Source organism: Mycobacterium genavense ATCC 51234, from assembly GCF_000526915.1.
Taxonomy (GTDB): domain Bacteria; phylum Actinomycetota; class Actinomycetes; order Mycobacteriales; family Mycobacteriaceae; genus Mycobacterium; species Mycobacterium genavense.
Genome location: NZ_JAGZ01000002.1, coordinates 429,794 through 447,481, shown reverse-complemented (window position 1 = coordinate 447,481; position 17,688 = coordinate 429,794). Strand labels below are relative to the sequence as shown.

Sequence of the window (17,688 nt, the reverse complement as noted above, 5' to 3'; positions counted from 1 at the left end):
CCGTAAGAATCATCACAGCGAGCCTGGTCTTTTCAGGCGGACCGGCAGGCGGTCGCCGCTGGTCAGAGCGGGTGCCTGACGAGGGGGAACCCCGCCGCAGGCGGGCACGGCGGGTCATGTTTTCGGCAGCCGGCCCCAACGTTGACCTCACCATCGAACCGGTGCTCAAAAGACGCGCAATAACCCTGGGCCCCGCGTGGTTCATACTTGATGCAATGCGCGGGCTTCGCGGGTTGCCCGGCACGACAGCAAGGCAGCACAGATGACGAGGTTGGACTCCGTCGAAAGGGCGGTTGCCGACATTGCCGCCGGCAAGGCCGTGGTCGTCATCGACGACGAGGAACGCGAAAACGAGGGCGACCTGATCTTCGCCGCCGAGAAGGCGACGCCGGAGATGGTGGCGTTCATGGTGCGCTACACCTCGGGTTACCTATGCGTCCCGCTGGACGGTGCGATCTGCGACAAGCTGGGCCTGCTGCCGATGTACGCGGTCAACCAAGACAAGCACGGGACGGCCTACACGGTCACCGTCGATGCTAAAAACGGTGTCGGCACCGGGATTTCGGCCTCCGACCGCGCCACCACCATGCGGCTGCTGGCCAACCCCACCAGCGTCGCCGAGGATTTCACCCGACCCGGCCATGTGGTTCCGTTGCGCGCCAAGGACGGCGGCGTGCTGCGCCGGCCGGGCCACACCGAGGCCGCCGTCGACCTGGCCCGGATGGCGGGCCTGCAACCCGCGGGGGCGATCTGCGAGATCGTCAGCCAGAAGGACGAGGGCTCGATGGCCCAGACCGACGAGCTGCGCGTCTTCGCCGACGAACACGATCTGGCGCTGATCACCATCGCCGACATCATCGAATGGCGGCGCAAGCACGAAAAGCACATCGAGCGCATCGCCGAGGCGCGCATCCCGACCCGGCACGGCGAGTTCCGCGCCATCGGCTATGCGAGCATCTACGAGGAAGTCGAACACGTCGCGCTGGTTCGCGGTGACATCGCCGGGCCGAGCGGCGAGGGCGACGACGTGTTGGTGCGGGTGCACTCCGAGTGCCTGACCGGTGACGTATTCGGCTCACGCCGATGCGATTGCGGACCCCAGCTCGACGCGGCGATGGCGATGGTCGCGCGGGAGGGCCGCGGCGTGGTGCTCTACATGCGCGGCCACGAGGGCCGCGGTATCGGCCTGATGCACAAGCTGCAGGCCTATCAGCTGCAAGACGCCGGTGCAGACACCGTGGACGCCAACCTCAAGCTCGGATTGCCGGCCGATGCAAGGGATTACGGAATCGGGGCGCAGATCCTGGTCGACCTCGGAGTGCGCTCGATGCGGCTGCTGACCAACAACCCGGCCAAACGGGTCGGGCTGGACGGGTACGGGCTGCACATCATCGAGCGCGTCTCGCTGCCGGGGCGAGCCAATGCCGAGAACATCCGCTACCTGATGACCAAACGGGACAAGATGGGACACGATTTGGTTGGCCTGGACGACTTCCACGAATCCGTCCATCTGCCCGGCGAATTCGGTGGTGCTCTGTGAGTCGCGCCGGCGACCATGCAGGACGAAGTGATGCGCAGGAGCGGCGCAAATGAGTGGAGTCGGCGTCCCGGAGGCGACGGGACTCGACGCGTCGGGGTTGCGCCTCGGCATCGTGGTGAGCAGTTGGCACCGCACCATTTGTGACGCGTTGCTGGCCGGCGCCCAGAAGGTGGCCGCGGAGTCGGGCGTCGACAGCCCGACGGTGGTCCGGGTGCACGGCGCGATCGAGATTCCGGTGGTGGCCCAGGAGCTGGCCCGCAACCACGACGCGGTCGTCGCCCTCGGCGTCGTAATCCGGGGTGCCACACCGCATTTCGAGTATGTTTGTGACGCGGTAACCCAGGGTCTGACTCGGGTTTCCCTGGACGCTGCGACGCCGGTGGGCAACGGGGTGCTGACCACCAACACCGAGGAGCAGGCGCTGGACCGGGCCGGGCTTCCGACGTCCGCCGAGGACAAGGGGGCGCAGGCGGCCGGGGCCGCGTTGACCGCCGCGCTGACCTTGCGTGACTTGCGCGCTCGGTCGTGACCCGACCGTCGTCCCGCGAGCCATGGGATGTCGAATTGCGTCCGCATTGGACACCGCTATTCGCTTACGGCGCAGCATTTGTGGTCGCTGCGGCGCACATCGCGGTCGGCTTGCTACTCAAGATGAGCGCCAGCGGCGTGGTCTTCCAGACCGCCGACCAGGTGGCGATGGCGGTTCTGGGTCTGGTCATCGCCGGCGTCATACTTTTGTTCGCCCGGCCCCGGCTGCGCGTCGGGCCCGCCGGACTGTCGGTGCGAAACCTGTTGGGCGACCGGCTAGTTCCATGGTCGGAGCTGGTCGACGTGTCGTTTCCGGCCGGCAGCCGGTGGGCTCATATCGACCTGCCCGATGACGAGTACATCCCGGTGATGGCGATCCAGTCCGTCGACAAGGAGCGGGCCGTCGCTGCCATGGATTCCGTGCGGTCGCTGCTGGCCCGCTATCGGCCCGACCTGCGCGCGCTCTGAACTACGGGACCGACGACATTGTCGTAGGATCGCCCGATGGCACGTCAATTGAGGGGGGCCGTCGCGTTGTTTTTGATCGCGTCGACGGTGTGCGCGTGCACCACGTCGGTCGGCGGCCGCGCGCTGCGGGCTCCCGAGCGGTCCGCGTCCGGCGCTCCGACGTCGGCGTCGCCCGGCCGGATCCCGGCGCGCGACTTGCTGCTGCAAGACGGCGACACCATGCCGTTCGGTGCGGCCACGGCGGTGCCGGTGGGCACCACCTACTTCACCGGCGTGCAGCCACCGGAATGCTCGGCGGCACTGCTGTTCAAGGGTGCACCGCTGCCGGCGGCGCGCTCGTCGGACCACGCCGAATCCGGCTACACGTTCAGCGGCCCGGCGCTGTACGCGGAATCGGCCGATGTCTACGACAAGAAGCTGAACCCTCACGACGTGGTGTGGAAGGGCTTTGGCGCCGTGTCGAAGTGCCACGGCGACGCCATCGGCTATACCTCCCAAGGGGATTTCCGGCCGATGCGGCTGGGTTCCTTCGGCATACCGTCCACCGGTGTCCTGGTGTGGACGATGACCCGCCGGGACTGGACGTGCGACTATGGGCTGGTCGTGGTCCCGCGCATCGTACTGATGCTCTCGGCCTGCGACGACAAACCCGGATTCCCGATGGCCGACTGGGCGGCGAAACGGCACGCGCAGCTGGACAGCCGGCCTACCTGAGGTTTGCTCAGTAGTTTTTGCAGCTGATCATCATCTGCCGGAAGATCGGGAACGCCTGGTCGGCTCCCGGGTTGTTCTGAATCGCCTTCAGCAGGTTCACCCGCTGGTCCGGCGTCGAAGCCATGAACTGCTGCAGGAATTGCTGGTTCGGCGGCGACTGGTCCAGGTACTGCGCGGCCATCGGGTTCTCCGCGTGCACGGCCCGCATCGCCTGGTCATAGGTGCAGGTCGTGTTCACCATCGGACCGATATCGGGTGTAGCTGATGCAATCCCCGCCCCGGCGCTCACCGACAATGCCAGACAGCCCCCCACGGCCAGTCCGGCCAACGGTCGTCTGCTCATTTGTAAGCTCCCTTCAGCTGTTGCCACCCACTGTAGCGTCACAGCTAACTGGGTGCTTAGCCCGAACGAGCACCCGCCAAACCGTCCGCCAGGTTTTGCGCCGGGCGAAAGCGGTCGATTGCCCACCGCGCGTCCCGATCCGCGGCGGCGTCTTTGGTGGCTACTAGCCTGTATACATGCCAGATCCCGCAACGTATCGTCCGGCTCCCGGATCCATTCCGGTCGAGCCGGGCGTGTACCGATTCCGGGACACGCACGGGCGAGTGATCTACGTCGGCAAGGCCAAGAGCCTGCGCAGCCGGCTGACGTCATACTTCGCCGACGTCGTGAATCTGCACCCGCGCACCCGGCAGATGGTGACCGCCGCGGCCAAGGTCGAGTGGACGGTGGTCAACACCGAAGTCGAGGCGCTGCAGCTGGAATACAACTGGATCAAGGAATTCGATCCACGTTTCAACGTTCGTTACCGCGACGACAAGTCGTACCCGGTGCTGGCCGTGACGCTCAACGAGGAATTTCCCCGGCTGATGGTCTATCGCGGGCCGCGGCGCAAGGGAGTGCGCTATTTCGGCCCGTACTCACACGCGTGGGCGATCCGCGAGACGCTGGATCTGCTCACCCGGGTGTTTCCCGCCCGCACCTGCACGGCCGGAGTGTTCAAGCGGCACAAGCAGATTGACCGCCCGTGCCTGCTCGGCTACATCGACAAATGCTCGGCGCCGTGCATCGGCCGGGTCAGTGCTGAGCGGCACCGCCAAATCGTCACCGACTTCTGCGACTTCCTGTCCGGCAAGACCGACCGGTTTGCCCGCGAGCTGGAACAGCAGATGCACGCCGCGTCCGACCAACTCGATTTCGAGCGGGCCGCCCGGCTGCGCGACGACCTCGGTGCGCTCAAGCGGGCGATGGAGAAGCAGGCCGTGGTGCTCGGCGACGGCACCGACGCCGACGTGGTGGCGTTCGCCGACGACGAGCTCGAGGCGGCCGTGCAGGTGTTTCACGTCCGCGGCGGCAGGGTCCGCGGCCAGCGCGGGTGGATCGTCGAAAAGTCCGCCGACCCAGGCGATTCCGGCGAAGAGCAGTTGGTTGAGCAGTTCCTGACGCAGTTCTACGGCGATCAGGCGGTGCTGGGTGGCGCCTTGAAGGAGATCACAGACGAAGCCGCCAATCCGGTTCCGCGCGAGGTGCTGGTGCCGTGCCTGCCGTCCAATGCCGACGAGTTGGCCCGCTGGCTGACCGGGCTGCGCGGATCCCGGGTCGTGCTGCGGGTGCCGCGCCGCGGCGACAAGCGGGCGCTGGCCGAAACCGTAGCGCGCAACGCCAAAGAAGCGCTGCAGCAACACAAGCTGAAGCGGGCCGGGGACTTCAACGCCAGATCTGCGGCGCTGCAGAACATTCAGGACGCGCTGGGTCTGGCGGATGCGCCGCTGCGCATCGAGTGCATCGACGTCAGCCACGTGCAGGGCACCGACGTGGTGGGTTCGCTGGTGGTATTCGAAGACGGCCTGCCCCGCAAGTCGGACTACCGGCACTTCGGCATCCGGGAAGCCGCCGGGCAGGGCCGCTCCGACGACGTCGCGTCCATCGCCGAGGTGACCCGGCGCCGCTTCTTGCGCCATCTGTCCGACCAGAGCGACCCGAATATGCTTTCCCCGGAAGGCAAATCACGCCGGTTCGCCTATCCGCCCAATCTGTTCGTCGTCGACGGCGGCGCGCCGCAAGTCAACGCGGCCAACGCCGTCCTCGAGGAGCTCGGCATCACCGATGTCGCGATGATCGGGCTGGCCAAACGGCTCGAAGAGGTGTGGGTGCCGTCGGAGCCGGATCCCATCATCATGCCGCGCAACAGCGAGGGACTTTACATGCTGCAGCGGGTCCGTGACGAGGCGCACCGGTTCGCGATCACTTACCATCGCAGCAAGCGATCCAAGCGAATGACCGCCTCAGCGCTGGATTCGGTGCCAGGATTGGGAGAGCACCGCCGCAAGGCGCTGGTCACTCACTTCGGATCGATAGCCCGCCTCAAGGAGGCCACCGTCGACCAGATCACCGCTGTGCCGGGCATCGGTGTGGCGACGGCCACGGCCGTCCTCGAGGCGCTGCGACCGGAGCCGCCCGAAGAACCCGGAGCCTCGGCATGACCAGCCATGACAGCGAGCAGCGGTCCGCGCACGCCGGCGACGGCCACCCGGGCGACGCCGCCGGAATCGACGTCGTTCTGGTCACCGGATTGTCGGGCGCCGGGCGGGGTACCGCCGCCAAGGTGCTCGAGGACCTGGGCTGGTATGTCGCCGACAACCTGCCACCCCAGCTGATCACCCGGATGGTGGATTTCGGGCTGGCGGCCGGATCGCGGATCACCCAGCTGGCCGTCGTGATGGACGTGCGCTCGCGCGGCTTCACCGGCGACCTCGACGAGGTCCGCAACGAACTGGCCACCCGCAACATCAACCCGCGCGTGGTGTTCATGGAAGCCTCCGACGACATGCTGGTGCGCCGCTACGAACAGAATCGCCGCAGCCACCCGCTGCAGGGCCAGCAGACGCTGGCCGAGGGCATCGCCGCCGAACGCCGGATGCTGGCCCCGGTGCGCGCGACGGCGGATCTGATCATCGACACCTCCACGCTGTCGGTGCGGGGTTTGCGGGAAAGCATCGAGCGCGCGTTCGGCGGCGACGCCAGCACCTCGACGAGCGTCACCGTCGAATCGTTCGGCTTCAAGTACGGGCTGCCGATGGACGCCGACATGGTCATGGATGTGCGCTTCCTGCCCAACCCGCACTGGGTCGACGAACTGCGGCCGCACACCGGCCAGCACCCCGCCGTGCGCGACTACGTGTTGGGGCAACCGGGGGCGGGGGAGTTCCTCGACGCTTACCATCGACTGCTAACTCTGGTTGTCGACGGCTACCGCCGGGAGGGCAAGCGCTACATGACGGTCGCGATCGGCTGCACCGGCGGCAAACACCGCAGCGTCGCGATCGCGGAGGCGTTGATGCGGTTGTTGCGGGCCTCGGACACCGGAGGGCAACTGTCGGTGCGAGTGCTGCACCGGGATCTGGGCCGCGAATGAATCCGCCACAAAGCGAGGGCATCGTCGCGCTGGGCGGTGGACACGGCTTGTATGCGACGCTGTCCGCGGCGCGCCGGCTGACGCCCTACGTCACCGCCGTGGTGACCGTGGCCGACGACGGCGGCTCGTCGGGCCGGCTGCGCAGCGAACTCGACGTGGTGCCGCCCGGCGATCTGCGAATGGCGTTGGCGGCGTTGGCATCTGACAGTCCATACGGGAGACTGTGGGCGACCATCCTGCAGCATCGATTCGGCGGCAGCGGGGCGCTGGCCGGACACCCGATCGGCAACCTGCTGCTGGCCGGGCTGTCCGAGGTGCTGGCCGACCCGGTCGCCGCGCTCGACGAGTTGGGCCGCATCCTCGGCGTCAAGGGCCGGGTGTTGCCGATGTGCCCGATCGCGCTGCAGATCGAGGCCGACGTGTCCGGCCTGGAGGCCGACCCGCGGATGTTCCGGCTGATTCGCGGTCAGGTCGCCATCGCGACCACGCCGGGCAAGGTGCGCCGGGTGCGGCTGCTGCCCCCGGATCCGCCGGCGACCCGGCAGGCCGTCGACGCGATCATGGCCGCCGACCTGGTGGTGTTGGGGCCCGGATCCTGGTTCACCAGCGTGATCCCGCACGTGCTGGTCCCGGAGTTGGTCGCGGCGCTGCGCGCCACCACGGCCCGCCGCGCCCTGGTGCTGAACCTGGTGGCCGAGCCGGGGGAGACCGCCGGGTTCTCGGTGGAGCGTCATCTGCACGTATTGGCCCAGCACGCGCCCGGATTCACCGTCAACGACATCATCATCGACGCGGATCGGGTGCCCAGCGAACGCGAACGCGAGCAGCTGCGCCGCACCGCGACCCTGCTGAAGGCCGAGGTCCAGTTCGCGGACGTGTCCCGACCTGGTACACCTTTACATGATCCGGGCAAGCTGGCGGCGGCCCTGGACGGGGTCCGAACGGGCCGCACGGGTCCGGCAGCGCCTTCGGCCAAGGCCACCGCAGAGATTCGGGTCGACGGTGAAAGCTCAACGACGGGCGTGAACGGACCAGCTGGCAGCGGACCAAGGGGTGACGACGCGTGGCGATGACGACCGAAGTCAAGGACGAGCTGAGCCGGTTGGTAGTGAAATCGGTCAGCGCGCGTCGAGCCGAGGTCACCTCCCTGCTGCGGTTCGCCGGCGGGCTGCACATCGTGGGCGGCCGCGTGGTCGTCGAGGCCGAGGTGGACCTGGGCAACATCGCCCGCCGGCTGCGCAAGGACATCTTCGACCTCTACGGCTACAACGCGGTCGTGCATGTGTTGTCGGCCAGCGGGATTCGCAAGAGCACCCGGTATGTGCTGCGGGTGGCCAACGACGGCGAGGCGCTGGCCCGCCAGACCGGGCTGCTCGACATGCGCGGGCGTCCGGTGCGCGGTCTGCCCGCCCAGGTCGTCGGCGGCAGCATCGGGGACGCCGAGGCCGCGTGGCGGGGCGCCTTCCTGGCGCACGGGTCGCTGACCGAGCCGGGCCGTTCGTCGGCGCTGGAGGTCAGCTGCCCCGGCCCGGAAGCGGCGCTGGCGCTGGTGGGCGCGGCCCGTCGGCTCGGGGTCAGCGCCAAGGCCCGCGAGGTGCGCGGCGCCGACCGGGTGGTGGTGCGCGACGGCGACGCGATCGGCGCGTTGCTGACCCGGATGGGTGCCCAGGACACCCGGCTGGTCTGGGAGGAACGGCGGATGCGCCGTGAGGTGCGCGCGACGGCCAACCGGCTGGCCAACTTCGACGACGCCAACCTGCGCCGCTCGGCGCGGGCCGCGGTGGCCGCGGCGGCGCGGGTGGAGCGGGCGCTGGAGATCCTCGGCGACATCGTCCCCGACCATCTGGCCTCGGCCGGCAAGCTGCGCGTCGAGCACCGGCAGGCCTCGTTGGAGGAGCTGGGCCGGCTTGCCGACCCCCCGATGACGAAAGATGCTGTGGCAGGCCGTATTCGGCGCTTGCTGTCGATGGCCGATCGTAAGGCGAAGGTCGAAGGCATCCCCGACACCGAGTCGGCCGTGACGCCGGATCTGCTGGAGGATGCGTAGCCTCGCGACAGTTATCTCGGTGCCACGCACACGAGCTGACTGATTGCCGGGGGGGGGGGGGGGGGGTATCCCGGGACCCTCCACCTCTTCCGGCGGCTGCAGCGTGATCGCGGCCGAGTCGCAATGTTGTCCGGACGCCGGGCTCTTGACATCGGTGACCACGACCTTGCCGAAATCCATTCTGCCCGACGGTGTTTCGCCACCATGTAGCAGTCCGGCCACCCGCGGCGCCGGCAGCGATTCATCGCAGGCTGACGGCGCATACAGCAGCACCCCCGGCTCGGAATCGGCCACGGCCGGATAGCAATACCCGACCCGCACGAGATACTTGAGACAGTAGTACGCTCGGCCATCCCGGGTGAGGGATTCGTAGTCGAGCCGCATACAACCCGGGGCGTTGGCGTGGAATCCGTCGTTGCGGATCCGGGCGTCCGGGCTGTCACAACCGACGATTTCCGGGTGAGCTGGCGCCAGCTTGGAGTCGTAGGTGAACCTGTTGAGGCACTGGCCCGATTGCATGGAGAACACCAACTGCAACGTCGCCGGGTCGTAGCCTCGCGGTTGGTCATAACCCGAAGCGGAAATGCTGTGGCAAGCACTCAGCAGCAGGGCGGCGGTCGCCGGCACCCCGACTCGGGACAAAGCCTGCATGCGATGACCATAGCCGGATGGGACGGCCACTTGTCGCACCATATGGTCGCGCTGGGAGCCGGCGAGGACTACGGTCAACGCATGAAGCGGCTTTCGAGCGTTGATGCGGCGTTTTGGTCTGCAGAAACCGCGGGCTGGCATATGCATGTCGGTGCGCTGGCGATCTGCGATCCCAGCGATGCGCCGGAGTACAGCTTTCAGCGACTTCGGGAACTGCTGATCGAGCGGCTGCCCGAGTTGCCGCAGTTGCGCTGGCGGGTCACCGGCGCGCCGCTGGGGCTGGATCGGCTGTGGTTCGTCGAGGACTCCGAGCTCGACATCGACTTCCACGTCCGCCGCATCGGCGTTCCCGCTCCCGATGGTCGGCGCGAGCTGGAGGAGCTGGTCGGCCGACTGATGTCCTACAAGCTGGACCGCGCGCCCGCTCTGGGAGTTATGGGTGATCGAGGGTGTCGAAGGCGGCCGGATCGCGACGTTGACCAAGATGCACCACGCGATCGTCGACGGCGTCTCCGGGGCCGGGCTGGGTGAAATCCTGCTCGACGTCACGCCGGAACCTCGTCCGCCGCAACGGGAAACGGTCGGTTCGCTGGTCGGCATCGAGATCCCGGGGATCGAGCGACGCGCGGTGGGCGCGCTGATCAACATCGGCGTCAAGACGCCGTTCCGGATCGCCCGCCTGGTGGAGCAGACGGTGCGCCAACAGGCCGCCGCGCTGGGTCTGGCCAGTAGGCCGCCACGGTTCTTCGAGGCGCCCAAAACCCGGTTCAACGCACCGGTTTCGCCGCACCGCCGGGTCACCGGAGCCCGTGTCGAGCTGGCCCGCGCCAAGGCCGTCAAGGACGCCTACGGTGTCAAGCTCAACGACGTCGTGCTGGCGCTGGTGGCCGGTGCCGCCCGCGAATATCTGCAGAAGCGCGGCGAGCTGCCGGCCAAACCGCTGATCGCGCAGATCCCGGTCTCCACCCGCACCGACGCCGACAAGGACGACGTCGGCAACAAGATCAGCTCGATGACGGCATCGCTTGCCACCGACATCGAGGATCCGGCCGAGCGGCTGCGGGCCATCCACCGCCTACACCGCCACCGGGTTGTCGCGAAACCTGGCCCCGCTCAACCTGGTCGTGTCGAATGTTCCCGGTCCGCCGATGCCGTTGTACATGGCCGGCGCGAAGCTGGAATCGCTGGTGCCGCTGGGCCCTCCGGTGATGGACATCGCGCTGAACATCACCTGCTTCTCCTACACGGACTACCTGGACTTCAGTTTCGTGACGACACCGGAGGTGGCCAACGACATCGACGACATGGCCGACGCCATCGAGCCGGCGCTGACCGAGCTCGAGAAGGCCATCGAGCCGGGCTAGTCGCGGCGCAGGTAGGTCGTCGCGTACACCCAGGACAGGAACCGCGCCACCGCCTCGGCCGATTTGTGCGCCCGCGGGGAGCCGAATATGTCGAAAGCGTGCTGCGCATAAGGCAATTCGGCATAGGCGACCGGGGATTTCGACACCGCGCGCAGTTCCTCGACGAACTCCCGCGCCTCGCCGACCGGTATCAGCGAGTCGTCGTGGCCGTGCAGGACGAAAAACGGTGGCGCGTCGGCGCGCAGCTGCCGGATCGGCGACGCGTCGAGGTAGACGTCGCGATGAGAGGTGAATTTTTGCTTCACGACGAACTTTTCGAGCAACTCGACGAACTCGCGGCGGCCTTCGCCGCTGGTGGAGAACCAGTCGTAGCGCCCGTACATCGGAACGGCGGCGACCACCGAGGTGTCGGCGTCTTCGAAACCCGGCTGGAATTGCGGGTCGTTGGGCGTCAGCGCGGCCAGCGAACAAAGGTGCCCGCCGGCCGAACCGCCGGTGATGGCAACGAAATTCGGGTCCCCGCCGTAGCCGGCGATGTTGTCCTTCACCCAGGCCAGTGCCCGTTTGACGTCGACGATGTGGTCGGGCCAGGTGTGCTTCGGGGACACCCGGTAGCCGACCGACACGCACACCCAGCCGCGTGCGGCCAGATGGCTCATCAGGGGGTAGGCCTGTGGGCGACGCATCCCGATCACCCAGGCGCCGCCGGGGATTTGCACCAGCACCGGCGCCTTGCCGTCGCGCGGCAGATCGCGGCGCCGCCAGATGTCGGCCCGGTTGGCGCGGTGCGGCCCGTAGGACACGACATTGGTCTTCTCCACATAGTGCCGTCGGGCCACGGTGATTCCCAGCGGCAGGCTGAGCCGTCCGCGGCGCTCCGGGTCGGTCTGCGGCAGTGCGGCCACCGCCTCGCGATAGTCGGGTCCCAGCTGTTCGCGCAGACCCGCCTCCAGCACCGGGCCCGGGGTGGTGACGTTGCGACGGCGGATCACCGCCAGGATCGCCCACGACGCCGCCGTCAGGGCTAGCGCCGCCTTGCCCCGGCGCCCGGCGAAGTCGCCGCGGCGGCCGCGACGCAGGACGTCGGCCAGCGAGCCGGCGAAGTACAGGCCGGGCACTTCCGAGGGCGGCCAGCCGAACCAGAACACCAGCACGGTGCTGTAGCCTTTGCGGGCCAGCGGCCGTAATCCGTTGGCGGCGTTGGCCAATTCGATTGCCGCGCGTAACAACGGCCTGCGCCGGCGCATCAGCCGTTCACCCGTGCTTGCAACTCGGCGCGCAGGATCTTGCCGGTGCTGCTGCGAGGCAGCTCGTCGAGAACTGAGATCTCGCGCGGCACTTTGTAATTGGCGAGGTTGTCGCGGACGTGTTTCTTGAGCGAGTCGGGCGTGGCGGTGGCGCCGGGCGTCAGCACCACGAACGCCGCCAGTCGCTGGCCGTACTGTTCGTCGTCCACGCCGATCACCGCGGCCTCGGCGACGTCCGGGTGCGCGGCCAGCGTCTTCTCCACCTCGATCGGGTAGACGTTCTCGCCGCCGGAGACGATCATCTCGTCGTCGCGGCCGACGACGAACAAGCGGCCGGCCTCGTCGAGATAGCCGACGTCGCCCGAGGACATGAACCCGGCGTGGAAATCTTTGGTCGTGCCGGAGGTGTACCCGTCGAACTGGGTGTCGTTGCGGACGGAGATGGTGCCGACCTCGCCGGTGGGCATCTCGTTGAATTCCGGGTCCAGGATCCGGATCTCGGTGCCGCCGGCCGGCTTGCCCGTGGTGTCGGGGGCGGCGCGCAGGTCCGCCGGCGTGGCCGTGGCGATCATGCCCGCCTCGGTCGCGTCGTAGTTGTTGTAGATCACGTCGCCGAACTGATCCATGAACGCGGTGACGACGTCGGGCCGCATCCGCGAACCCGACGCCGCGGCGAACCGTAATGACTTGCCGCTGTAGCGGTTTCGTACTTCGTCGGGCAGGTCCATGATGCGGTCGAACATCACCGGCACCACCGCCAGCCCGGTCGCCCGGTGCCGGTCGACGAGCTCGAGCGTCGCTTTCGGGTCGAACTTGCGCCGGGTGACGATCGTGCAGGCCATCGAGGCGGCGAAGATCAGCTGAGAAGCCCCAGGCGTGCAACATCGGCGCCACGATCACGATCGTCTCCTCCGCCCGCCACGGCGTGCGATCCAGAATCGCCTTGAGCGTCCCGATGCCGGTGCCACCGCCGGACTGCTTGGCGCCCTTGGGGCTTCCGGTCGTCCCGGAGGTCAGCAGGATCATCTTGCCCTTGCCGCCGGTGCGCTGCGGCCGTCCTCCGGCATGCGAGGTGATCAGCTGCTCCACGGTCAGCTCGTGCGGTCCCTCGGTCCAGGCTACGATGCGGGTGGCGTCCGGCTTGTCGGCCAGCGCGCGGTCCACCGTCTCGGTGAACTCCTCGTCGTAGATGGCGGCGTCCACGCCCTCGCGGTTGACCACCTCGGCCATCGCCGGCCCGGCGAACGACGTGTTCAGCAGTACCACGTCGAAGCCGATCCGGCTGGCCGCCACCACCGCCTCGACGAAGCCGCGGTGATTGCGGCACATGATTCCGATCACCTTCGGCTGTCCCGACGGCAACCGCTGCAGCGCGGCCGCCAGCGCGTTGATCCGCTCGTCGAGCTGCCGCCAGGTCAGCACGCCGAGTTCGTCGATCAGGGCGGGGCGATCCGGGCAGCGCTGCGCGGCGCCGGCGAAACCGACCGTCATGCCCATGCCTTCGCGACGCATCGCCGCGGCCATCCTGAGGTAGCGGTCGGGCCGCATCGGCGCGATCATCCGGGCCCGGCGCAGCGTCGCCAGGACGCCCAAGACGCCGCGAGCCTGCTGTAGGGGAGATGGCATGGCTCAGCCCAGAATCGGGAAGCGGCGTTTGGCGGCGAGGTCGTTGAGCGCTTCCTGCATCACCGCGCGCACGTGCGCGTCGACCTCGTCGATGTCGGGGTCCGCGCCGAACCGCGCGGCGATGTCGATGGGTTCGAGCACCCGCGTGACGATCTTGGTGGGCAGCGGCACATTCGGCGGGACGACCGCGCTGAACCCGAACGGGAAGCCGAACGTGACCGGCAGAATGACGCTGCGCAGCGGGCGCTTGATGCCCAGCCGCTCGGCCAGCCAGGTGCCGCGGGTCAGGTACAGCTGAGTCTCCTGGCCGCCGATGGACACCGCGGGAACGATCGGCACACCCGCTTCGATCGCGGTGCTGACGTAGCCCTTGCGGCCGTTGAAGTCGATGACGTTCTCCGCGACGGTCGGCCGGTAGGCGTCGTAGTCACCGCCGGGAAAGACGACGACCACGCCGCCGGACCTCAACGCCTTGGCGGCGTTGCTGCGTTGGCCCGGATGTAGCCGGTGCGCCGAAACAGGCCACCGGTGAAGCCCATGAACAAGAAGCCCATGAACAAGATGTCGTGGCTCAGCGTGTACATGGGCCGCTGGTAGCCGAACTTCTCGTAGAAGTCGACGCTGAAGATCGGGACGTCCATCGGGAACATGCCGCCCGAGTGGTTGCCGACCACCAGCGCCCCGCCGGGCGGGAAGGTGTCCAGCCCGTGCACCTCCGACCGGAAGTACCTCTTCACGATCGGGCGCAGCACGCCCATCAGCCGCTGGGTCAGCACCGGGTCGAATTGGCCGATCTCGGGGTCGTCCCCACCTCGGCCGTCGCCATCGCCCACTTCGCTCACCGATGCCCCCTTGGCGTCGCTCGACGGTCCCGCGTTGAGTCCCTCGATGGTAGCCAGGGCTCTCATTTGGATGGCCAACAGGCAAACACGCCCACCTTCCGGCTCGCGGGCGCGCACAGTGAGGGGTGGGGCAGAACCGGATGGAAGGTGGCCGGCATGGTCGACGTCATTGCGGACCCGATGTCGGTGATCGCGCGGGAGATGGACCGCATTCGGGAGGACTGCATCGCCGAGGTATTCGAGGAGATCAAGGCCGAGAATCGCGACCTCGATTACGACGCCGCAATGGTGGACCTGTGGTGGGCCAGCCTCACCGACAGCGTGGTCGCCGGCATCGAATTCCTGGCCCAGGGCGCGACGGCCGAGTGGCTGGAGGCACCGGCGGCGTCGGTGGCCTACGTGCGCGCGGCCGCGCGGCGCGACGTTCCGCTGTCGGTGTTGGTGCGGGCCCACCGCATCGTGCACTCGCGGTTCCTGGAGGCGGCGATACGGTTCGTGGCGCTGGTGGACCCGGCCCGGCAGGTGCCGACGATCGTCGACCTGGTGTCCCGCTCGGCGCTCTTCGTCGACGCCGTCGCCGACCAGCTGACCGTCTCCTACGAGCTGGAGCGCGACGAATGCGCGGGCGACGGCGGCCGACGGCCGCGGCCGGCCGGCGAGGCGGGGGACAACATTCCGGTCGCCACCGCGGTGGCCGACAACGTACTGACCTATCCGCTGGACGGGGTGCACGTCGCCGCGGCGCTGTGGGTGCACGAGACGGTACCGGCCCGGGACGTGGTGGCGTCGTTCGAGCGGGTGCGCCGCGCGGTGGGAACCGCCGTGGACGTGGTCAACGGCACGCTGATGGTGCCAACGGGTGACCGCGAGGCGCGGTTGTGGTTTGCGCTCGACGAGTCCGGCAAACGGGAGATCGACCGGTCGCGGGGTGCGCGCGGCTTTCCAGGCCGCGGGCGTACCGGGCGGTCTGGCGATCGGTCGGGTGGAAGACGGGCAAGGCGGATTCCGGGCGTTGCTGAAGCAGGCGGAGCGGGTGAAGACGGTCGCTTTTGCCGGCGGTGGCCGCGGCGCTACCCGGGTGGTCTTCTACAGCGAGGTCGCGCCAATTGCGTTGATGGCGGGCGACTTGGACGAGTTGTGCTCCTTCGTCGCCGATACGCTCGGCGACCTCGGACACGACGACGAGCGCACCGGGTGGCTGCGCGAGACGTTGCGCGAGTACTTATCCCGCAATCGCGATCACGTAGCGACAGCCGACGCAATGCGGTTGCCGCCCAACATCATTCAGGAAGCAGTGGCGCGGGCCGGGCAGATGTGCGGGCAGCGTTTCGGCGACCCCGACGCGACGTTGCGATTGCAGATCGCGCTGGAGGCCTGCCGGTGGATGGCCCCGGCGGTGTTGCACATGGCCCACGAATGTCCTTAGCGGCCACCGTCTCTGACCCAAGTAGTCAGGGCCTCCGAGCGGCTGACCTGGCGATTATGCCCTGCTAGCAAAAGCGACATACGGTTAGTCGCCGAAGCATATGGCGCTTCTCGGATTCGGGGGGTTATGGTTACCGCGCTAAACAGTGAACTGCCAGTTGAGAGAGAAATGATGGACTTCGCTGGTTTGCCTGACGAGCGTGCTGCGCGCTCGGTCGCCGCGCACACATCTGGTGCTCGTGACCGGCGCGGGCTTCACCCTCGCGGCGCCGCAGTCCGTCCCGGTCCGGGGTTTGTCCGACAATCGGCCGCGACCGCAAGCCGGCCCGCCGCCGCTCTGGATCGTTCCGCGGTTGTGGCCGACACCGCGGATCAGCGCCAGGCCGACTACTTCCTGCGGCTGCTCACTGCGAACCGCCGGCTGATCGACCAACGGATCGACGGCTACTACAAGGCGATTGCCGTCGCCGAAGCCAGCGGCGACGGCGAAAGCGCGTGCGTCTTCCGGCGCACGGCCCGCGCGGAGGAACAGGAGCGCAAGGCGCTCGACGAGCTGATCGAAAAGCTGCAGCGCCGATTTGTGGTTCAGCCCACAGCCGAGGTTCGGCGGGGGCCGCGGCTGCTGGTCCGCTAGGGCCGCACCTCCCACCGCCTATCGCATCGCGTGACCCGGCCACGCCGTCTAGCTCGGTGTTTGGGTCGCTGGGGTCTTGGACTGTTACCGACCCAGCAACCGTGTCCACTACTGATCTAGGCTGACGCCCAGGGGTTCGACACCAGACTTACCGAGGGAGACACAAGTGAGTGTTCGGGTAGGCATTAACGGCTTCGGTCGGATCGGACGTAATTTCTATCGTGCGTTGTTGGCCCAGCAGGAGCAGGGCGGCGCGGACATCGAGGTGGTGGCGGTCAACGACATCACCGACAACCACACGCTGGCGCACTTGCTGAAATTCGACTCCATCCTGGGCAGGCTGCCCCACGATGTCAGCCTCGAAGGCGAGGACACCATCGTGGTGGGCCCGGCCAAGATCAAGGCGCTGGCGGTGCGCGAGGGCCCGGCCGCACTGCCCTGGGGGGATCTGGGTGTCGACGTCGTCGTCGAATCCACCGGCCTGTTCACCGCCCGAGCCAAGGCGCAGGGCCACCTGCAGGCCGGGGCCAAGAAGGTGATCATCTCCGCACCGGCCAGCGACGAGGACATCACCATCGTGCTGGGGGTCAACGACGACCGCTACGACGGCAGCCAGAACATCATCTCCAACGCCTCGTGCACCACCAACTGCCTGGGCCCGATCGCCAAGGTGCTGCACGACGAGTACGGCATCGTCAAGGGCCTGATGACCACCATCCACGCCTACACCCAGGACCAGAACCTGCAAGACGGCCCGCACAAGGACCTGCGCCGGGCCCGCGCGGCCGGGCTGAACATCGTGCCGACCTCCACCGGCGCGGCCAAGGCCATCGGCCTGGTGCTGCCCGAGCTCAAGGGCAAACTCGACGGGTATGCGCTGCGGGTGCCGGTTCCCACCGGCTCGGTGACCGACCTGACCGTCGAGCTGCGCACCGCGGCCAGCGCCGAGGAGATCAACGCCGCGATGAAGGCCGCCGCCGAGGGCCCGATGAAGGGCATCCTGAAGTACTACGACGAACCGATCGTGTCCAGCGACATCGTCACCGACCCACACAGCTCGATCTTCGACTCCGGCCTGACCAAGGTCATCGACAACCAGGCCAAAGTGGTCTCCTGGTACGACAACGAGTGGGGCTACTCCAACCGGCTCGTCGACCTGGTCGCACTGGTCGGCAAGTCACTGTAG

13 protein-coding genes and 4 pseudogenes are annotated in these 17,688 nt (G+C 68.0%); 13 read left to right on the top strand and 4 right to left on the bottom strand.

All coding sequences use genetic code 11. The annotated features are described in order from the left end of the window. The first annotated feature begins 262 nt into the window (after positions 1–262). The 4 genes from T428_RS0106750 to T428_RS0106735 are packed head-to-tail and all read left to right on the top strand — an operon-like array spanning position 263 to position 3,250. Positions 263–1,540: a bifunctional 3,4-dihydroxy-2-butanone-4-phosphate synthase/GTP cyclohydrolase II gene (locus tag T428_RS0106750; protein WP_025735876.1), complete on the top strand. Its 1,278-nt coding sequence runs from the start codon at positions 263–265 to the stop codon at positions 1,538–1,540. Between the two features lie 49 nt (positions 1,541–1,589). After that, positions 1,590–2,069, top strand: a complete 480-nt coding sequence (ribH, locus tag T428_RS0106745) for a 6,7-dimethyl-8-ribityllumazine synthase (protein WP_025735875.1) — start codon at positions 1,590–1,592, stop codon at positions 2,067–2,069. After that, on the top strand, positions 2,066–2,536 hold the full coding sequence (locus T428_RS0106740; protein ID WP_025735874.1) for a PH domain-containing protein: 471 nt from the start codon (positions 2,066–2,068) through the stop codon (positions 2,534–2,536). The genes ribH and T428_RS0106740 overlap by 4 nt, the downstream gene beginning before the upstream one ends. A gap of 36 nt (positions 2,537–2,572) precedes the next feature. Continuing rightward, a complete protein-coding gene (locus tag T428_RS0106735) occupies positions 2,573–3,250 on the top strand; it encodes a sensor domain-containing protein (protein WP_036467271.1) in 678 nt (225 codons plus the stop codon). Between the two features lie 7 nt (positions 3,251–3,257). Here T428_RS0106735 and T428_RS0106730 read toward each other — a convergent pair whose 3' ends face one another. Then, positions 3,258–3,593: a hemophore-related protein gene (locus T428_RS0106730; RefSeq protein ID WP_025735872.1), complete on the bottom strand. Its 336-nt coding sequence runs from the start codon at positions 3,591–3,593 to the stop codon at positions 3,258–3,260. A 176-nt stretch (positions 3,594–3,769) separates the two neighbouring features. On the opposite strand from T428_RS0106730, the gene uvrC reads away from it, so the two are divergent. From uvrC to T428_RS26200, 5 genes and pseudogenes are all read left to right on the top strand, one after another. Then, complete coding sequence (gene uvrC, locus T428_RS0106725) at positions 3,770–5,734, top strand: excinuclease ABC subunit UvrC (protein WP_025735871.1); 1,965 nt, start codon at positions 3,770–3,772, stop codon at positions 5,732–5,734. After that, positions 5,731–6,666, top strand: coding sequence for an RNase adapter RapZ (rapZ, locus tag T428_RS0106720; RefSeq protein ID WP_025735870.1), 936 nt, complete (start codon positions 5,731–5,733; stop codon positions 6,664–6,666). The genes uvrC and rapZ overlap by 4 nt, the downstream gene beginning before the upstream one ends. Further along, positions 6,663–7,739 carry a YvcK family protein gene (locus T428_RS0106715; protein ID WP_025735869.1) on the top strand — a complete coding sequence of 359 codons (1,077 nt, stop codon included), beginning with the start codon at positions 6,663–6,665 and terminating at the stop codon, positions 7,737–7,739. Before rapZ ends, T428_RS0106715 begins: the two co-directional genes overlap by 4 nt. Next, complete coding sequence (whiA, locus tag T428_RS0106710) at positions 7,736–8,713, top strand: DNA-binding protein WhiA (RefSeq protein ID WP_025735868.1); 978 nt, start codon at positions 7,736–7,738, stop codon at positions 8,711–8,713. The genes T428_RS0106715 and whiA overlap by 4 nt, the downstream gene beginning before the upstream one ends. A 732-nt stretch (positions 8,714–9,445) precedes the next feature. Next, a pseudogene (locus T428_RS26200) lies at positions 9,446–10,728 on the top strand (WS/DGAT/MGAT family O-acyltransferase). Here the strand turns inward: T428_RS26200 and T428_RS0106690 are convergent. The 3 genes and pseudogenes from T428_RS0106690 to T428_RS26190 all read right to left on the bottom strand — a co-directional run bounded on the left by T428_RS0106690 (position 10,725) and on the right by T428_RS26190 (position 14,359). Then, entirely contained in the window at positions 10,725–11,975 is a 1,251-nt protein-coding gene (locus tag T428_RS0106690; protein ID WP_036467268.1) for an alpha/beta hydrolase, read from the bottom strand. The pseudogene T428_RS26200 and the gene T428_RS0106690 sit on opposite strands and share 4 nt — an antisense overlap. After that, positions 11,975–13,601: pseudogene (gene fadD12 / locus T428_RS26195) on the bottom strand (acyl-CoA ligase FadD12). Before fadD12 ends, T428_RS0106690 begins: the two are co-directional and overlap by 1 nt. 3 nt (positions 13,602–13,604) lie before the next feature. Next, a pseudogene (locus T428_RS26190) lies at positions 13,605–14,359 on the bottom strand (1-acyl-sn-glycerol-3-phosphate acyltransferase). A gap of 240 nt (positions 14,360–14,599) precedes the next feature. Between T428_RS26190 and T428_RS36280 the strand changes: the two are divergent. The 4 genes and pseudogenes from T428_RS36280 to gap all read left to right on the top strand — a co-directional run. Further along, a pseudogene (locus tag T428_RS36280) lies at positions 14,600–15,022 on the top strand (RsbRD N-terminal domain-containing protein); the annotation flags it as partial. 535 nt (positions 15,023–15,557) lie between these two features. Beyond that, positions 15,558–15,869 (top strand): helix-turn-helix domain-containing protein, encoded by a 312-nt coding sequence (locus tag T428_RS34150; RefSeq protein WP_245604834.1) that lies wholly within the window; start codon positions 15,558–15,560, stop codon positions 15,867–15,869. Between the two features lie 354 nt (positions 15,870–16,223). Further along, positions 16,224–16,502 (top strand): hypothetical protein, encoded by a 279-nt coding sequence (locus T428_RS34145; protein ID WP_245604815.1) that lies wholly within the window; start codon positions 16,224–16,226, stop codon positions 16,500–16,502. Positions 16,503–16,668: 166 nt separating this feature from the next. Then, positions 16,669–17,688 (top strand): type I glyceraldehyde-3-phosphate dehydrogenase, encoded by a 1,020-nt coding sequence (gene gap / locus T428_RS0106665; RefSeq protein ID WP_025735862.1) that lies wholly within the window; start codon positions 16,669–16,671, stop codon positions 17,686–17,688.

Excerpts from the sequence above, each read along its gene's own strand:
- T428_RS0106750 (WP_025735876.1), top strand. The coding sequence starts at position 263 with ATGACGAGGTTGGACTCCGTCGAAAGGGCGGTTGCCGACATTGCCGCC.
- ribH (WP_025735875.1), top strand. The coding sequence starts at position 1,590 with ATGAGTGGAGTCGGCGTCCCGGAGGCGACGGGACTCGACGCGTCGGGG.
- T428_RS0106735 (WP_036467271.1), top strand. The coding sequence starts at position 2,573 with ATGGCACGTCAATTGAGGGGGGCCGTCGCGTTGTTTTTGATCGCGTCG.
- T428_RS0106730 (WP_025735872.1), bottom strand. The coding sequence starts at position 3,593 with ATGAGCAGACGACCGTTGGCCGGACTGGCCGTGGGGGGCTGTCTGGCA.
- uvrC (WP_025735871.1), top strand. The coding sequence starts at position 3,770 with ATGCCAGATCCCGCAACGTATCGTCCGGCTCCCGGATCCATTCCGGTC.
- rapZ (WP_025735870.1), top strand. The coding sequence starts at position 5,731 with ATGACCAGCCATGACAGCGAGCAGCGGTCCGCGCACGCCGGCGACGGC.
- T428_RS0106715 (WP_025735869.1), top strand. The coding sequence starts at position 6,663 with ATGAATCCGCCACAAAGCGAGGGCATCGTCGCGCTGGGCGGTGGACAC.
- whiA (WP_025735868.1), top strand. The coding sequence starts at position 7,736 with ATGACGACCGAAGTCAAGGACGAGCTGAGCCGGTTGGTAGTGAAATCG.
- T428_RS0106690 (WP_036467268.1), bottom strand. The coding sequence starts at position 11,975 with ATGCGCCGGCGCAGGCCGTTGTTACGCGCGGCAATCGAATTGGCCAAC.
- T428_RS34150 (WP_245604834.1), top strand. The coding sequence starts at position 15,558 with ATGGCGGGCGACTTGGACGAGTTGTGCTCCTTCGTCGCCGATACGCTC.